We start from the raw sequence: 15641 nt of genomic DNA on the forward strand, positions 1-15641 counted from the left end.
TGGCTACTAGTTACTTACTATATAAGAAATATCCTCTTCACACATATTTGTCGCATTTGCAATTGTCGTGATAGAAACTCCCTCATTATAAAATCGTTGAATGAGTTCCATTCTTTCTTGTTCCCTAGCTTTTTTATCTACGTCCATTAATTGTTGCATAATATCCATAATACTTAATACACACCTTTCTTTTATATAAAGTCCCCTAGCTAAACTGTTAAGTGTTTTGTTAAAAGAAAGTTTTACACTAATACTTCTACTTTGTTGTAAAATGTACGACTTTCTTTTAACGTGTACAATTTTGTTTTAACTTCACAATTATGATTTTTTATATTGTGCGAAAAACTGGTTTGAAAGCAGCTTGCATTGCATCATCCAGTCCTTTCCCTTGTGCTGGGTTCCATGCCGCAATAATTACGTTATAGCCCTCTTTCTTTAACTCTGTCGCAAAAGCAATTAAGGCAGCTCTTACTTTTTCATTCTCTACTAAGTCAGCATCAAATGCTAAGTATACATTTTCTACGCCCATATCTTTTAATACTGGCATAACGATTCTCCATGCATTTACACCTGGAATCGCAAGAACTGTTGTCCCTACTTTAGCTATTTCTTCTTTATTTAGTCTTTGAGGAAGTAAATCGGCAATCAAATCCGCCTTCATCGGCCCTTCTGTAATCATTACTGATTTTGTTTTGTGCAGCATACCAGACTTCCAATGTTTCAAATGTGAGCTTGGTACCGCTACATGTACAGGAAGTGGATTTTCACTACCTCCCGCACCGGTTCCTTCATTTTTATTTGCTGAAGAGATCCATAAGTATTTTTGACCTTTATGTATCTTTACAACAACCTTTTCCCCGTCGATTAATAATTCTTTATTTTTCCCTATTTCTAGTTTTCCTTCATAGATACAATCCTCGTTTTTCGTTATTTTCACAACATTAGGCTGTTGGACTAGTTCGGCTTGTATACCTGTAGGTCCAGATTTCACATGAACAGAGTTCTTTACTTCATCTACACGTACTTGCCAACCAACAATTTGATTATATTGGTTTCGGAATGGAATCATAATTCCTGGAAAACCTGCCATTAAACGAAGAGAAGTTTGTCCTTTCTTCATTTCATAAAATCCAGGTATTCCCTTCCAACAATCTTTTTTGCCAATTTGTTTAAATAACTTTTCCCAAATAGTTGTGTACGTATTATCATCTTCCAACACAATTTGTTGCTTTAAAAACGAACGATATTGACGTACCTGTACTTCTTCTTCAGTCATTTTTCTATCTTGCAGTAAATGTATATGATGCTTCTCCTCTAACGGCAAAAATCCGATTAAATTACGATTAAATACATCTAATTCTTCCTTACTTCGCTTACTATGCCCCTTTACTACATCTACCTCTGGTAATTGGTATTGCTTCTTACCATTTAGATAATGGATATAACTTGGATTACTTGAATTTTTACCGTATACCCACTTACTTTCCACACGGGTACATGCTACTTTCTCCTGTGAAACATGCAGCATACAGTTTCCAATACCATTACAGATTGGGCATGGAACACGATAAAATTCCCACCAACTTCCTCTTGGATGTGCAGTTGTTAAACGAAATTGTCCTTTTTGTATGTTATAATTCATCATTTCCCACTCCTTGTATACTATTTATTATATATGGAACAGCTACTTCCATTAAACTCTTTATACTTCTATTTAGATGTTCTCTTTGTTCTCCTAACGGATAGACAAAAGAATATGTATCACAAACTAAATAATCGTTTCTATGTTCTTGATCTAGCAAAGCTGATTCTACATATGCTTCAAATGCTCTAGCAAACATCTCATGATTTGTAGACCAATACTTTTTGGTTCTCTTCTTATCTAACTTAATGGCTGTATCAAAGTATATAGACCCTTTCACTTGATAGGATATTTCAACAAGTTTTTCGCCAGTTTTTTTATAATGATATGCAGCTAACATTTGTGCGGTTTTCTCGAATTCTTTTTCAATTTTACGCTCCATACGCGTTTTTGTAGCTCCTGATAAAGTATCAAGCTTCCTACACAAACTAGCATGATGTGATTCTAAAATATTTGAAAGATTTCCTTTAAACACATCATAACTATCGATAACACCACCATAGAAATACCACTTTCTACTGTAGGCATTTTCCACGTTGATTACTCTGGCAACTTTTCCTTGTTTACAAGCCTCTAACACAGCTTGCATCTTTTCCTTGATAATAGCAGGCAAGATATTCCCAATACTCTTCCCGCTTGATAAGAAAGCAAGACTACCATTTTGAAAATCGTGACTACAATCATATAAGAAATGATCCAATGCATGTCCCCATTCATGACACAATGCCCCGACTCCATTATCACGAGTTAAATTAATGACTTTGGTAGAAGGTTCATAATGTGCTAATGCATTGCCGCTTCCTCTCGCACCAATAGCAAGTCCTAAGCGTCCTCCTAACCCTATATACTCAGGTGGAATTCCCAATATACGAGCTAAATCCTGCAATGCTTCGGATACATGCCCGATATGTTCTTTTGCATATTGTTCGGTGCAATAATGACCAAATTGCATCCCCTTCAACCCAAACATAGCAACTACGTCTTCAGGTTTGGTAGCAATTTCTACTTCTGGTCCTTTTCTTTGCAGAGTATCTGGCAGTTTCCTACTCCAAGCAGCTGCGGATTTCTTACGAGTCGTAACCTTTTTCGTAAGTAAATCCTTCCATGTTAGTTCATGTGATACACGAAGATACGTAGAATTAATACTTTTTGAATTTGTGCAAAGTGATATGAATTTCTTTCCTAATATTAATAACTCCATACCATCTGCATCAATAAACTCATCAAAATATTCCTCTACCATTCTTTTAAATGTGAATGTTACATTCTTATTTTTTCTAAATGCAGACCAACTATTGTTCATTTCCATTCCATAAGAGACCACAAGATCTACCCATTGTTCTGAGGTATGTACCGACTGTATATCATGCCATATTCTTCTACATGCTTGAACATATAGTTTCCTTGCAGTCGGTGTATCTACAATTGGCTTCTTATTAATTCTGCCCACTAGCAGTTGCTTTAACTTTGCAACACGTGGTGGGACATCATTTTCTTTTTCATGTTCAAAAGAGAATGGAATCAATGTATTTCGATCCAATGCATTTAGCGCCTCTACTGGAGATTCTTTTTCAATTTCAGCTAAAATTTCTAAAGAAAATGATACTAAAAATGATTCTTTTAAAGCTCGTATCTCTTTCTTTGCTCCCACTAATTTCTCACCTACATCATAACTGTATCGATTGCGAACTTGTTTATCTGTTCTCACATCTTGTACCATTACGTCTTCTCCAACCTCTAAACCAAACAGTTCAAATAAATTCATACTAAAATCCTCCTGAATAAAATAAAAGACAGAAATTCATAGTCATTTTGCACTACGGATTTCTGTCATTCCCTCTGTCTGTACACTTCCATATAGTTATGTAAATTACTCATTACGATACACTCACACCTGTTAAAGAGAATAGATCCTCTTTTGTCGGATTTAGTGCTTGTAACCAGCTATCTACCTCTAAGAAGTTTACTTTTTTTAATTGTTCGCCTTTTTCCGCACGCTTAACCACCTCTAAACCTCCATGATGATGCACAATCATTACAAGATCATCTTTCTTGAAAATACAATCTACATCTGCAGAGTTTATGTGGTGGTTACGTAGAATTGGTTTCCATTTCTTAAGTGAATACCCTTCTACATTTAAAAAACCACGGATAGCAGTAAAGCGAAAACTCGTTCCTCTAAAACATCTTTCCAATAAAAAAAGGAAATCCCGTACACATCCATTAAAATGAACATGATACAAATAGATTTCCCCTGCTTGTTTTGCTGCTCGCTGTGACAAGTTTGATGGTTTAATGGAAAACTGATAACAATCTCGTTCCCAAAATGCTCCTTCTTTTGTAACTCTCATTCGTAATGCACGTAAACTTGGAATAAGTTCATCTGGATGTGCAGAACAAAATAAAGATACTTCATAACTGATATTCATAAATAAATCCCCCTAAATAATAATTTTGCCCAGTGTAATAATGGGTTCTAACAATCAAACAGACTTGAAAACAACACAAAAAGGGCTTCTTCAAGTCGATTAAAAATGTGCATAGCAAAATAAGCTATATATACACTAATCGGCTCAAAGAAGCCCTTTCATAAGTGAAACAAGGCGCAACTTGCTTCTACAACTCAACCACAACACAATAAGGTGTGGGAATAAACGGAATCAATTAAACAATAAATATAGTTATATATTATTAAATTTATTAAGTATTATCAAGTATCGTTATATATTTATAGTATTTAGCGGTATAATACAAATATATAAAGGAGGTAGAATATTTTGCAAATAGGGTATGATTCAAATAATCCAAGATTAATTCCTTCAGTTGTATCTTTTATCGATGTATTAGGATTTTCGCAATTGGGCATGAAAGCGATTAATTCCGACGAAGGAGATGTATTTTTAAATCAGATACATACATCATTAAACAAAGCTCGACACGCTATCACCAATCAATTGTCGCTAGCAAAGGTTAAGGTTTTTACTGACAACGTAGTAATTGGATGGCCTATTTATGGAGATGGCGAGGGAGAATTAGGAACTACTTTCCTTAACCTAGCACAATATCAATTCTCTTTAGCGCTTGATGGATTCTTTATACGTGGTGGAGTAAGTGTTGGTCCTCACTTCATGGATGAAGAAACTGTTTTCGGCCCTGAATTGATTACAGCATATAAACTAGAATCTCCAGTAGCTGTTTATCCTAGAATTATTCTAGGTGAAAAAAGTATAGAACAAGTACATAAATATATGGCTTATTACCCATCACAATATGATAACCCTTTTTATTTTGAACTGCTTGAGGATATGGACGGAGAGTGGTTTTTAAATTACCTATATGTTTTATTTGAATTGTACGAGGAAGAAGCGTTTAATGGGGATTTCACACCATTCTTCCCCCATTTAGAAACACATCGTAATCAGATTTTAAGTGCATTACATACCTATGCAAATAATCATAAATTACTAAAAAAATATTCATGGATAGCAAATTATCATAATTATTTTTGTGATGAATTTGTACCTGATGCACCTGATGATCTTAAAATCGATTCTCCAATAAAAATGTCACAACCAAGAAGAATAATTACATAAATCATAAAAGCATTCTTACTAAGTAAGAATGCTTTTATATATCCACCATACTATTTTTAACAATTTAGCATTTCAAATATTTTATAGTTATATCGCGCATATTCTTTTTCATTTTCTTGAAATCATGTATAATTAAAGTATCCTACACGAGATATTGAGTCATATCTCATCGTCATTTTAAAAGACCTCCATTTTATATGGAGATCTTTTTTTAGGGGATAAATAAATAACTACTAATTTTACACGGCAGGAAATTCCCCCTACACATTCTCTATTAATATCCACCCATCTTAATTACTAACATAGTCATAAACATACTAAACATGAGGCTTTTTAAGTACTTATTTTCATCTTTTGCTCTAAAAAGAGCTAAACAGCAGAATAAAGCCCACCCTAACCAAAATAGCATTCCTAAAATCATTGGTAAATCAGTCAATTAAATCTACTCCTTCGAATGTTTTATCTATTACACTATTTAATATATTCATTTTGACTTCATATTTTAAGCCCAAAATAAAAAAGACAGAAGTTTTTCTGTCTTTTTTATTTATCTTAAAGTAATCCATTCATAACTTGCCCACTCTTTTGGTTTTTTATCGTACTTAATACGACCAGTCGTACAGAAGGAAGCAATCATCCATTGTATAATGTTCATCTTGGCATATGGATCAATACAATCCTCTATTTTTTTTAATTGATAGCCTGTACTATTTTTCTGCCAAATTGTATATAAACGAAAATGTGTTGTAGTAACAAGCCTAGCTTTTGTTGTAACTTGCCATTTTGCAATTTTCGTTAAATCCTCTTTGACTTTTCTCTCATACTCTTGTTTTATCACTTTATAAGTCTTGTCTTTATTAATTAATCCATTAGAGAATGTAAAAGGCATTTGATGCACCTCATAAACTGTTCCTTCTTCATCTCCTAAAATATTTGATTCTACTAGGAATATGTTTTTTAGTTTTAACTGTTCCGTTAATTCTTTTCCGCTCCGATAAAACGGTTTTTTTATCTTCTGAAGCAAGACAACCTGTACAATTAATCCGATAAGTAACGGATACGCTAGTATAAACACCATATTAATAAACATATTGGTAATAAGTACCCCTACTAATGCGAATATCGTGAAGTAAATATACGTTTCTCTTTGATGAATGATTCTACTATTCAAGCTAAAATACCTCCGTTTTGATAAATAGTGAAAGCAACATATACAATTGCTCCTAATAAAATAGAACAAGCCCCCGGAAAGCTCTGTATCAGCTGTATTTCTTTCTTTGGTAGTTTTGCCCCAAATATAGAAGCAGCATGCTCCAATTGATCTCTAAACGCTCCCACAAACCCTAAAATTTTAATTAATCGATACACACTAGCAACCCAAAAGAATAGTAAATGGAAAGCAGTTAATGTAATAGCAGTAAGGATTGCTGATTCTTCGACTAAATTACTAACATATATAGCTACCACCACAAGCATTTTTGTATCACCAGGTGAAGAAAATTTAAATGTTTCTAACAACAAACCACACGCTAATGCCATAACTAGTACAATCACAATCTCTTTTCCTGTTCTTATTCCAGCAAAATGCGTGATTCCTATACCTACAATTAAAAATAGCAAATGCCATATATTTTTCGTTTTTCTATATTTCAAATCAGTAAATACATTCAGGGCCATATATCCTAGTAGTATTCCTATTACATAAATACTCATAATTTTTCTCCTTTTTTTCTGTTTTGATAAATTCTTACGGTCCACTCACTAGAGACCAAGTGACCGTAGAAGTATAAGTAGCTTGCCGATTCTTCCCTACATAAGTTGTCCCTGGATCTAACTGCAGTTACAATCCATTTAGACCAAAATCGAGTTGATATTCTCCAATTGCTACATCTTTCGAAGCCCGGATAATAGTGTGTGCTGCCCCATTATCAATAGGTGTATTTGGAATCTGTACAATAGGTTTCCCTGTCTCTGGCCCCTTTAATTTTGTTACACTCACTTGATTCTTTATGAATAGAGAACCCTTTGGCAATTGTTTTGCAATGTTCGACTCTGTAAATGGAGAAATAGTCATATTCAGTTTCCATCCATCCGCTTGATTTCGACTATCATGTATCATGAGTTTCCCTAATGTACCAAATGAATTTTGCTTTTCTCCATTTAGTTGAATAGGAGTAAACTCTACACTTTTAGGAACAGTAAGCATGTCTACTCGTCCTTTTTGTGTTGTAGCAATATGCTTCGTTACACTTTTATTCCCAGCTTTATCTACTGTTCGGATATGTACATATTGTGGATTGGCATAATCAGTTGGAAACTGAATGCTAGTCTGGTTTGTAAATTGAACACCACTCACTTTATCAAGCGATGTATCTGCTTTATCGTTCACTACAAATTCATATCCCTTTACGCCACTTGTTACAGTTGCAGGAACTTCCTTAGAAAAATCCGAAACGCCATTCCTGCCAACTCCACGAATTTTATAATGATAGGTACTCCCTTCATCTTTAGCAGGGGCAAACGTTACTTTAGTTTCTTTCAGTTCTCTATTTTCAAATTGAAAGCTTTCAGGTGTTGTTGGCACTGCCTGATCTTTTGCTTCTTTATCTACATAGTCAGAGAGTCTGCCCTTATATATTTGCTGATTCCCCCTGTATACTTCCGCTTCCGATGCATATCCCACTTTTAACTCATCCACATAGGTAATCCCTTCTGAATAAGCAAGCATATAAAAAGTTACGCCTCGTTGCTCGGTAATATAAAACGGATTATTTGCAACTTGAGTATTCATACTAAACGTAGACCATCCATTTATATCTTTATTAGAATCATTCTTTGTGATCGTACGATTATTTGGTAATTGGATAGGCGCTGCCCATTTTCTTGTTTTTAGGCGATCACCTTGTTTCATCGGGGTCACAATAGGACTATTTAATATTATCTTTCCCTTTCCAGAACCATCCTGATACGGTATTACCTTTTCAATCATAGGGGAATCTTGATACACATCTTTGTTTATATCCGAAGTTATATGTCTTCTATCCCTTGGTATGTTGGTACCCGGTTCCCTCTCTGGAAACAAAGAGATATTACTAATTTCTATTTCTTTTGAACCACCTGGAACATCTTTTAAAACAGTAGCGTTATAATAGTCAAATTCTCTCCCTGTTTCCCAGCTTCCATCACCATAGAAACTAATTCTCCCTAACCCTTGTGACTTCGCTTTAAATGTTGCTGAAATATAAGCATTATTAGGTACGTTTAATCGCTTAAAAACAGCAATGGAACTCTCTCTTACTGTATAAGGATATAAGACACGATTCCCTCCCGATTTTGTATCAAATACCTTGTATCCACTAGTATCTGTACCATTTGGATAAAAGACTTCAGATTGTAAACTTTGATTCCCGTTTCCGTAAAACTCTCCCCAACCACTCATCAAATTAACGTCTTTGGGGTTATTAAAATCAATTTTCCATAAGACGTCCTGCTCTAAGATATCAATCGCCCATTCTAGCTTCACTTCATTTTCTTTTCCACTTGCAGTGAGTGTTGGAATACCACTTTGCTGTTTTACTATTTGATCAGCTAATACATAGTTATCTTTTGAATCACTAATTAAGCACGATACACCTAAAAGTATGATCGAAGTAAGAACCTTCCCCCATTTCACTGTTTCCTCCCCCATTCCATTTTTATGCTATCTATGCTGCCTTATTTTGCTCCTTCTGATTTTCATGTTTCTTTCTCCACCATACAAATACAAACATTGAAATAACTAATATGAAAACACCTGCGGCTATTATATATATTTGATTAGAATATCCAGGCAACACTTTTATTGCACCTGTTTGTTCCGCATACTCTGTCACATTAGAAGCAGTTATGCGTATCTGTTCTGTATATGTTTTTGGTATACCATTCTCTTTTATAGTGACTTTTAGTGTATACTTTCCATCTTTGTATTCTTTCGCTTTCCATGGGATTGCTAATCCTACCTTAGATTTTGGAGCTACATTGAATGCTGGAATATTACCATGAAACAGAACGTTATCCTGGGATATAACTTCATAGTAAACTGCTACATCCCTTACAATATTTGCATTTGTATTTTGAATAAGTGCATGGACTTGTGGTTGTGTTGGATAAGATTCAACAGTTGTGCCATTTAGTTTAAGAGGTGTTTTATTAACTGAATTTTCAGTCTCTTCACTATTCAATTGTATTGCTACCGCATATTCAATGCGATTATGTACAGAAAAGTTCAATCCGTCCTTTTCAAGCTTCTGTCCTTTAGTATCGTGCGCTAACTCAAATAATAATCCACCCAAAAATACTCCAGCTTGATTTGGTGTCGTTAAATGTACCTCTATAGTTTTCGTTTGATTCCCCTCTAAAGTAACAGCGTCAGGAGCTTGTACATACTGATCCATATAGAAATCTGTATCTGTTAATATACTTTGTGAGACTTCACGATTTGGTACATACATAATACCTCCGTTTGTAGAGGTGAGAGCGTTAGCAACTTTTACATTGACTTTGATTGGAGTATTAGCTTTATTGTGTACATCCATTTTTACTGTTTGATTCTGTTTCTTTTTCACCTGTAAATTAAAATAATTTTTTATATCACCTAGTTGATTATCCGGGACATGAATGCTTACATCAAATGGTAAACTATCTTGTTTTTCTTCTGCATAAACTACTTTAAAAGGTTTTAAGCTTATACTTAAAATGAATATAATCACAACCAAAATACTAATTAAAATTTTATATACATAGCTTTTCATTCTGCCCCTTCTTTCTATGTACAGAAGAGAATCATACATACGTGATTCCCTTCTATATGATAAATTTCTTTTAAGGTCCTGTTACAATAGAATATGTCAGTTTTGACTCATATGATGTAGCACCAGCCTTATTCTCAACATACGTACTATGTGGATTTAACGTTAAAGCTAGAGACTTATCATTGAAACTAACATTATATTTCCCCATACCTTCATCTTTTTTCGCACTTAAAATCGTAACTTGATTATCAGTATCTATAATAAAGTTAGTCGTTTTAAACTCCGGATTTGGTGAACTTGTCCCTCCAACTTTCGTTATAGCAGCACCACCACTATTCAAAACTAAGGAACCCTTTGGAAGTGTCCGATTTGACTTTGCATCTCCACTCACTTTAAATTGATCTGCTTTTACATTGATTCTCCAACCATTCCCAGAACCAGTTGCATCTGTCACTGTTAGTACACCAGGATTTGCATGTGTCACTTGTGTTTCTCCACTTAGTGTTACCGCGTTAAAGTTACTAACTGGTGTAACAGCAATATTATGTTCCCCACCTGTTATACTTTGATTTAGTTTTGTATCAGCTGTTGTTGCTGCACTTGCAGGTGTACCCATTAGTGACATACCAAGGGCTAATGTTGCTAATGTGGGAATCATCACTTTACTAAATCTCATCATAGTACCTCCTTATGTTTTAAAAGGAGGGAGCTATATAAAACACGCCCCCTCTTATTTTCAAACAAAATTTATTTTTTGTTCCAAGAATCTACATCCGCATTGCTTGATGCTTTTGTGAATCGAGCTAGAATTGTATCATAACCACCTTGGATTGCTTTCCATACAAATGGCCCAATTACTAATACGATAATGACCGCCAAGGCAATTAACATACCGTTTTCTGATGATAACTGTGAATCCTCATTTTTTAACCAATTTTTCATTTTTGCTAACATTGCATTTCGTCTCCTTTATATATCAATTTTAAGAATTTACTAAAATAAGAACTTAACTATTAAAATCTTTTATTACTTATTCCAAGAATTCACGTCCGCATTGCTTGATGCTTTTGTGAATCTTGCCAGGATCGTATCATAACCACCTTGGATTGCTTTCCATACAAACGGTCCAATTACTAATACGATAATGACCGCCAAGGCAATTAACATACCGTTTTCTGATGATAACTGTGAATCCTCATTTTTTAACCAATTCTTCATTTTTCCTAACATGATTGAATCTCCCTTATCCATTTATTTGATCTATACGTAATAAGCATCATTCATCTAAAACTTCTATTACTTGTTCCATGTATTCACATCTGCATTGCTTGATGCTTTTGTGAATCGAGCTAGAATTGTATCATAGCCACCTTGGATTGCTTTCCATACAAATGGTCCAATTACTAGCACAATAATTACCGCCAAGGCGATTAACATACCATTTTCTGATGATAATTGTGAGTCTTCATTTTTTAACCAATTCTTCATTTTCGTTAACATATATTTTGCTCCTTTACCTATTCCATTTTGAATAATGTTTTTCTATATACTTGCAAATCCTTGCATTAAGGATTGAATAAGAATGACCATCGGAGAAGTAAGCATACATCCAATAAGCGCAACGTTAAATTTATTCATTTCCATTGGCTTATTCTGAATGAGACGGTTATAGTTCTCATGTTTTAACTCACGCATCATTTTAATCTGTGCATCCATAATACGAAGACTTTGTACCTTGTCCGTTTTTTGTGCTTGTTGTAACGCAATCGTAAAAGTATTAACTTCTGGACTATTTAAGGCTGCTGCAAAGTTTCTAAATGGTTGATCCGAACCCGCATACATTTCTAATTCCGCTGTAAGTGTAGATACATACGGTCGAAGATGTCTTCCAGCATATATCTGCGCCTTTTTTACTGCTTCTAATGTTGTATGTGTTTTTAACAACTGCAGCATAGGAATTAAATACTCCGGTAATTCGAACTTCCTTGCTTCTATCGCCTGCTTGATTCTTATCTTTAATAGATAATCTGGATAGAAATAAAGCAGTGGTGAAATCAAAACGCCCACTTTAAATAAGTAGTAATCGTGAAACACTGTACATATCAAGAAAACAGAGGTGAAAATGATGGGATATGCTACCTTCATTTTCAAATATTCTTCTGGTTTCGTATCCAAACCAGCTTCTTCTAATTTTTTCTGGATCAGCTCTTTCTTTTCTTCTGTCAGATACTTATGTGATAGCGACTGGAAGGGAGCGAGCATCATTTGATTTAAATTCTTTTTTTCAATTCGTTTTGCATTTTCTACATAGTTTGTAAGTAGGCTACCGCTGTCTTTTTTACTTTGTAGAAAGGTAGAGAATACCCAGTACATGACAACGAATACCACTAAAGCTAGAATCGTAGCCAATTTATTCCCCTCTTTCTGTTGGATTATAATTTGCAATCTTTTCTACACGGGTCGCTAAGAAAAATACAATGAACATATTTACCGCTAATGCAATTTTCCCCATCATAGAGCCTGCTACAAATCCATATGCTTCTTTTGACATCAACATAATCACAATCGGCATGGCAATCACGATTAAGCAATTCTGTACAAACGCACGTTGTGCTTGTGACAAACTAGAACGTAATCTTGCCAAATATAACTTTTGTTTTTCGAAATCTTCTGCAATATCTAATAAGACTTGTACTGAATTCGATCCGCCTTCTCGACTACACACTTCCAACATTTCATGGAAGAAAACCAATTCTCTAAAATTAAAAGTTTCATTGAATCCTTTAAATGCACGGTGCATTGTAGTTCCACCTTCTAATAAAAGAGAAACTTTTTCTATTTCTTCTTGAATGCTCTCGTGCATCATTGGCTTTACTTGTACTAACACGCGTTTAGCGTTATTACTAATTTGAAGCGCATTCGCTACTGCCTTCATATAAATAGAAAGACGGTCAATGACAACTAAGTAGTAACGTTTTTTTCTTCGATAGAGAAGAAATTTCGGAACTAAAAATCCACATAAAGCAGAAATCAGTGTAAAAGGATCTCTTCCAAAGGAGAAGTAGAATATTGCTGCTATACTCATTCCGGAAAGAATCGTATATACCCAGTACATGCTTTTCGTCAATTTCCACTCGTACTTTTGGGCTTCTTGGATAACAGATTGTGGAAGATACATTCGTATGCCTTTAATATTCCTTAATTCCAAGCGCCTTTCTTCTTTCTCATTTTCTTGTACAAATTGGGAAAGTGCAGAACCTTTAGATTTTGCAAAAAGTAAAACAAGTAATACTACACTAATAAAGATTAATAATATACATCCATAGGCGAACAAACTATGCATACTGCACCTCCTGTTGTGATAGGAACGGTGCATAAAGAGCTGGATTTACAGAAGTAGCAGAACGGAATTTTTTCTCCAATTTAGCTGACATTTTCCCTGTAATAATGTGCTGTCCATGAATTTTTCCTATGTTTTCATTTATCTCATCCTGTTCCTCGTATGTCGGGATAAACTGAGAAAGTTCATTAAACTGTATATCACCTCGATAATCTAATAATTCAATCATCTCTGTAATATAACGATTCCCATCATCTTTCTTTTCTAAAAAGACAATCACATCGAATGTCTGTGAAATTAATTCATATAAATACTGGGCATCAATATTCGCACCACTTTGCAGACACATGAGCATTAAACGTCTGACTGCTTCTATGGCACTTCTTGCATGGACAGAGGTAAAGCCAGGATGGCCTGTTTGGAAAAAGTTAATCATTTTTAATGCTTCTTTACCCCTCGATTCCCCTACAATTAATCGCTTTGGTCCTTGACGTAGTGCATTCGTTAACAATCTATCAAAATCAATTGCATTTTCTTCTACTTCCGATGCCCTACATTGCATCGGAACAAAGTGATGTTCTGGAAAAATTCGATGCAAATATAATTCAGGGTTATCTTCTACTACAAGAGTACGTTCTTTTTTCTTTCCTTTCGGAATATGAGAAGCAAGAAATTTCATAAACTCTGATTTCCCTGTCCCTGTTGCTCCAGCGACTAGAATATTCATTTTGGCTTTCACGGCTGCAGCCAAAAAGCCCAACATCTCTTTTGACGCTTGATTAGTAGATAACATTCGCTCTTCAGAAGCACGAAGATGATCTGCATTCTTACGAATCGTTATTGTTGTCCCGAGTCCCCCAAGTTCATCTAAAGCAATATTGATACGGATATAGGGAAACACGCAGTCCACATATGGTTTTGCTGTATTTAATGACTCTGACGTACTATTTACCATCTTATAGGCTAAAGCCTTTACCTCTTCTTCCGTCTCAAATCGGTAAGGGAATGTTAACTCTCCCTCTCCAATTTTTTCGTAAATAATTTCTTTTGTACCATTGATATAAATATCGGTTACATCCTGATCTTCTTTTAAAGGTTCTATAATTCCAAATCCCACAATATCATCACATACCATATTTAATAATTGTTCAGAAGGTACATCTGAAATGACGACTTGATTACTTAATAGAAAGCTTTTAATGATTTGTTCTACAGCTGCTCTCTTTTCTTTATTCATAAAAGATTCGCTTAAAATATCACGATGGTCTTTTACTAAAAATGCACGAATTTCATCCGTGATATCTTTAATTTGTTGAGCTGTAGTTGTTCCTAACTTTCGAGCTGATTTGGAACGAATCATATAACCAAAATGATATAAATCAACTCGATTTCGCTTTAAGGCGACTTGTTTTCCCTGTAAATAGCCCCACATACTACTGCCTCCCTTTTAATTTCGTAAACCAAAGAGACCCTTTTTCATAGAGGATGTATGCTGGGTTGGAATATCAAGACCAGCTGCTTCCATAATGTGATGGACCTTTGTATTAATTTGCGGGGAACCAAACTGCATCCCCCATTCATAACTCGTACGATCCCTGTCATACGGAATTGTCACCGCAATTTTTTGGGAAGAAAGCTTTTCAATATCTTCTACACAATCCTCATCTCCCATATTTAAAACATGAATCATACGAGGCAATGTTAGCTTTGCTTCTTCTAGTAGTTGTAATTCTCTTTTAATTGCTATTGCACCACGAGGGTTGCCGTTTAACACATGAATTACAAGGTCTGATTGGTATAGGATTGGATAACTCAGAACCTCAGATAATTCAGTTGGTACTGATAGAATGATAGAATCGTATTCTGTATCTACAAGTGATTCTATAAATGTCGTTACAAACAGTTCTTTGTTTTGAATCTCTGGGAATTGAGCTAAGTTATAACCTGATGGAAACACTAGAAAATCCATCTTATCGTGCAATTTTTGCATCAACCTTGGATTCATTTTTCTCTCTAATAAATCTTGCTTGGTACAAATATATTGCGAGAGATTGTATTCATTTTCTTTTCTTACAAGTTCTAAGATGTTTTTACTATCGTGGCTAAGACCAGTTCCAACCGCAAAACTAGGTCTTACTTGGTCTGCTTCAACATAAAGCACCTTTTTCCCTAAATGAGCTAATTCATTTGCCATCGCAATACTTAATGTGCTTTTCCCTACATTTTCGTTTGTTGCATAAAAGGCAATGATTCTTGTTTGCCGCTCCATCTTAATA

General features: G+C 34.8%; 17 protein-coding genes and 1 pseudogene. 1 reads left to right on the forward strand and 17 read right to left on the reverse strand.

Going from position 1 to position 15641, the window contains the following annotated elements; translation table 11 throughout:
* Positions 1-6: 6 nt before the first annotated feature.
* From LMD38_RS27285 to LMD38_RS27300, 4 genes are all read right to left on the reverse strand, one after another.
* Positions 7-168 (reverse strand): hypothetical protein, encoded by a 162-nt coding sequence (locus tag LMD38_RS27285; RefSeq protein WP_000353863.1) that lies wholly within the window; start codon positions 166-168, stop codon positions 7-9.
* A gap of 160 nt (positions 169-328) precedes the next feature.
* The gene (locus LMD38_RS27290; protein WP_001108764.1) at positions 329-1642 is read right to left on the reverse strand and encodes a DUF3854 domain-containing protein; all 1314 of its coding nucleotides are present in this window, start codon (positions 1640-1642) and stop codon (positions 329-331) included.
* Positions 1632-3407 carry an LPD1 domain-containing protein gene (locus tag LMD38_RS27295; protein ID WP_001048059.1) on the reverse strand — a complete coding sequence of 592 codons (1776 nt, stop codon included), beginning with the start codon at positions 3405-3407 and terminating at the stop codon, positions 1632-1634. The genes LMD38_RS27290 and LMD38_RS27295 overlap by 11 nt, the downstream gene beginning before the upstream one ends.
* Positions 3408-3519: 112 nt before the next feature.
* Entirely contained in the window at positions 3520-4071 is a 552-nt protein-coding gene (locus tag LMD38_RS27300; RefSeq protein ID WP_001027668.1) for a hypothetical protein, read from the reverse strand.
* Between the two features lie 348 nt (positions 4072-4419).
* Here LMD38_RS27300 and LMD38_RS27305 point away from each other — a divergent pair, with 348 nt between their 5' ends.
* Positions 4420-5235 (forward strand): hypothetical protein, encoded by an 816-nt coding sequence (locus tag LMD38_RS27305; protein ID WP_001165542.1) that lies wholly within the window; start codon positions 4420-4422, stop codon positions 5233-5235.
* A gap of 274 nt (positions 5236-5509) precedes the next feature.
* On the opposite strand, the gene LMD38_RS27310 is transcribed toward LMD38_RS27305, so the two are convergent.
* The 13 genes and pseudogenes from LMD38_RS27310 to LMD38_RS27370 form a co-directional block, all read right to left on the reverse strand.
* Positions 5510-5671, reverse strand: coding sequence for a hypothetical protein (locus LMD38_RS27310; protein WP_000130911.1), 162 nt, complete (start codon positions 5669-5671; stop codon positions 5510-5512).
* A gap of 111 nt (positions 5672-5782) precedes the next feature.
* Positions 5783-6406 carry a hypothetical protein gene (locus LMD38_RS27315; RefSeq protein ID WP_001088469.1) on the reverse strand — a complete coding sequence of 208 codons (624 nt, stop codon included), beginning with the start codon at positions 6404-6406 and terminating at the stop codon, positions 5783-5785.
* A complete protein-coding gene (locus LMD38_RS27320) occupies positions 6403-6948 on the reverse strand; it encodes a hypothetical protein (RefSeq protein WP_000029927.1) in 546 nt (181 codons plus the stop codon). The genes LMD38_RS27315 and LMD38_RS27320 overlap by 4 nt, the downstream gene beginning before the upstream one ends.
* Before the next feature lie 34 nt (positions 6949-6982).
* Positions 6983-8908: pseudogene (locus tag LMD38_RS27325) on the reverse strand (WxL domain-containing protein).
* Positions 8909-8939: 31 nt separating this feature from the next.
* Entirely contained in the window at positions 8940-10025 is a 1086-nt protein-coding gene (locus LMD38_RS27330; RefSeq protein WP_000844611.1) for a DUF916 domain-containing protein, read from the reverse strand.
* A 70-nt stretch (positions 10026-10095) separates the two neighbouring features.
* Positions 10096-10701 (reverse strand): WxL domain-containing protein, encoded by a 606-nt coding sequence (locus LMD38_RS27335; RefSeq protein ID WP_001212542.1) that lies wholly within the window; start codon positions 10699-10701, stop codon positions 10096-10098.
* 71 nt (positions 10702-10772) lie between these two features.
* A complete protein-coding gene (locus LMD38_RS27340) occupies positions 10773-10979 on the reverse strand; it encodes a hypothetical protein (protein ID WP_000879954.1) in 207 nt (68 codons plus the stop codon).
* Between the two features lie 72 nt (positions 10980-11051).
* Positions 11052-11255, reverse strand: a complete 204-nt coding sequence (locus LMD38_RS27345) for a hypothetical protein (protein WP_000900859.1) — start codon at positions 11253-11255, stop codon at positions 11052-11054.
* Positions 11256-11321: 66 nt separating this feature from the next.
* The gene (locus LMD38_RS27350; protein WP_000956355.1) at positions 11322-11525 is read right to left on the reverse strand and encodes a hypothetical protein; all 204 of its coding nucleotides are present in this window, start codon (positions 11523-11525) and stop codon (positions 11322-11324) included.
* A 42-nt stretch (positions 11526-11567) separates the two neighbouring features.
* Positions 11568-12434 (reverse strand): hypothetical protein, encoded by an 867-nt coding sequence (locus LMD38_RS27355; RefSeq protein WP_000201160.1) that lies wholly within the window; start codon positions 12432-12434, stop codon positions 11568-11570.
* Position 12435: 1 nt separating this feature from the next.
* Complete coding sequence (locus LMD38_RS27360) at positions 12436-13368, reverse strand: hypothetical protein (protein WP_000555803.1); 933 nt, start codon at positions 13366-13368, stop codon at positions 12436-12438.
* Positions 13361-14797, reverse strand: coding sequence for a TadA family conjugal transfer-associated ATPase (locus LMD38_RS27365; RefSeq protein WP_000264621.1), 1437 nt, complete (start codon positions 14795-14797; stop codon positions 13361-13363). Before LMD38_RS27365 ends, LMD38_RS27360 begins: the two co-directional genes overlap by 8 nt.
* 15 nt (positions 14798-14812) lie before the next feature.
* Positions 14813-15634, reverse strand: a complete 822-nt coding sequence (locus LMD38_RS27370; RefSeq protein ID WP_000442124.1) for an AAA family ATPase — start codon at positions 15632-15634, stop codon at positions 14813-14815.
* Between the last annotated feature and the right edge of the window lie 7 nt (positions 15635-15641).

Source organism: Bacillus pacificus, from assembly GCF_020861345.1.
In the GTDB taxonomy this organism is placed as follows: Bacteria; Bacillota; Bacilli; order Bacillales; family Bacillaceae_G; genus Bacillus_A; species Bacillus_A pacificus.

Excerpts from the sequence above, each read along its gene's own strand:
- LMD38_RS27285 (WP_000353863.1), bottom strand. The coding sequence starts at position 168 with ATGGATATTATGCAACAATTAATGGACGTAGATAAAAAAGCTAGGGAA.
- LMD38_RS27290 (WP_001108764.1), bottom strand. The coding sequence starts at position 1,642 with ATGAATTATAACATACAAAAAGGACAATTTCGTTTAACAACTGCACAT.
- LMD38_RS27295 (WP_001048059.1), bottom strand. The coding sequence starts at position 3,407 with ATGAATTTATTTGAACTGTTTGGTTTAGAGGTTGGAGAAGACGTAATG.
- LMD38_RS27300 (WP_001027668.1), bottom strand. The coding sequence starts at position 4,071 with ATGAATATCAGTTATGAAGTATCTTTATTTTGTTCTGCACATCCAGAT.
- LMD38_RS27320 (WP_000029927.1), bottom strand. The coding sequence starts at position 6,948 with ATGAGTATTTATGTAATAGGAATACTACTAGGATATATGGCCCTGAAT.
- LMD38_RS27330 (WP_000844611.1), bottom strand. The coding sequence starts at position 10,025 with ATGAAAAGCTATGTATATAAAATTTTAATTAGTATTTTGGTTGTGATT.
- LMD38_RS27335 (WP_001212542.1), bottom strand. The coding sequence starts at position 10,701 with ATGAGATTTAGTAAAGTGATGATTCCCACATTAGCAACATTAGCCCTT.
- LMD38_RS27340 (WP_000879954.1), bottom strand. The coding sequence starts at position 10,979 with ATGTTAGCAAAAATGAAAAATTGGTTAAAAAATGAGGATTCACAGTTA.
- LMD38_RS27345 (WP_000900859.1), bottom strand. The coding sequence starts at position 11,255 with ATGTTAGGAAAAATGAAGAATTGGTTAAAAAATGAGGATTCACAGTTA.
- LMD38_RS27350 (WP_000956355.1), bottom strand. The coding sequence starts at position 11,525 with ATGTTAACGAAAATGAAGAATTGGTTAAAAAATGAAGACTCACAATTA.
- LMD38_RS27360 (WP_000555803.1), bottom strand. The coding sequence starts at position 13,368 with ATGCATAGTTTGTTCGCCTATGGATGTATATTATTAATCTTTATTAGT.
- LMD38_RS27365 (WP_000264621.1), bottom strand. The coding sequence starts at position 14,797 with ATGTGGGGCTATTTACAGGGAAAACAAGTCGCCTTAAAGCGAAATCGA.
- LMD38_RS27370 (WP_000442124.1), bottom strand. The coding sequence starts at position 15,634 with ATGGAGCGGCAAACAAGAATCATTGCCTTTTATGCAACAAACGAAAAT.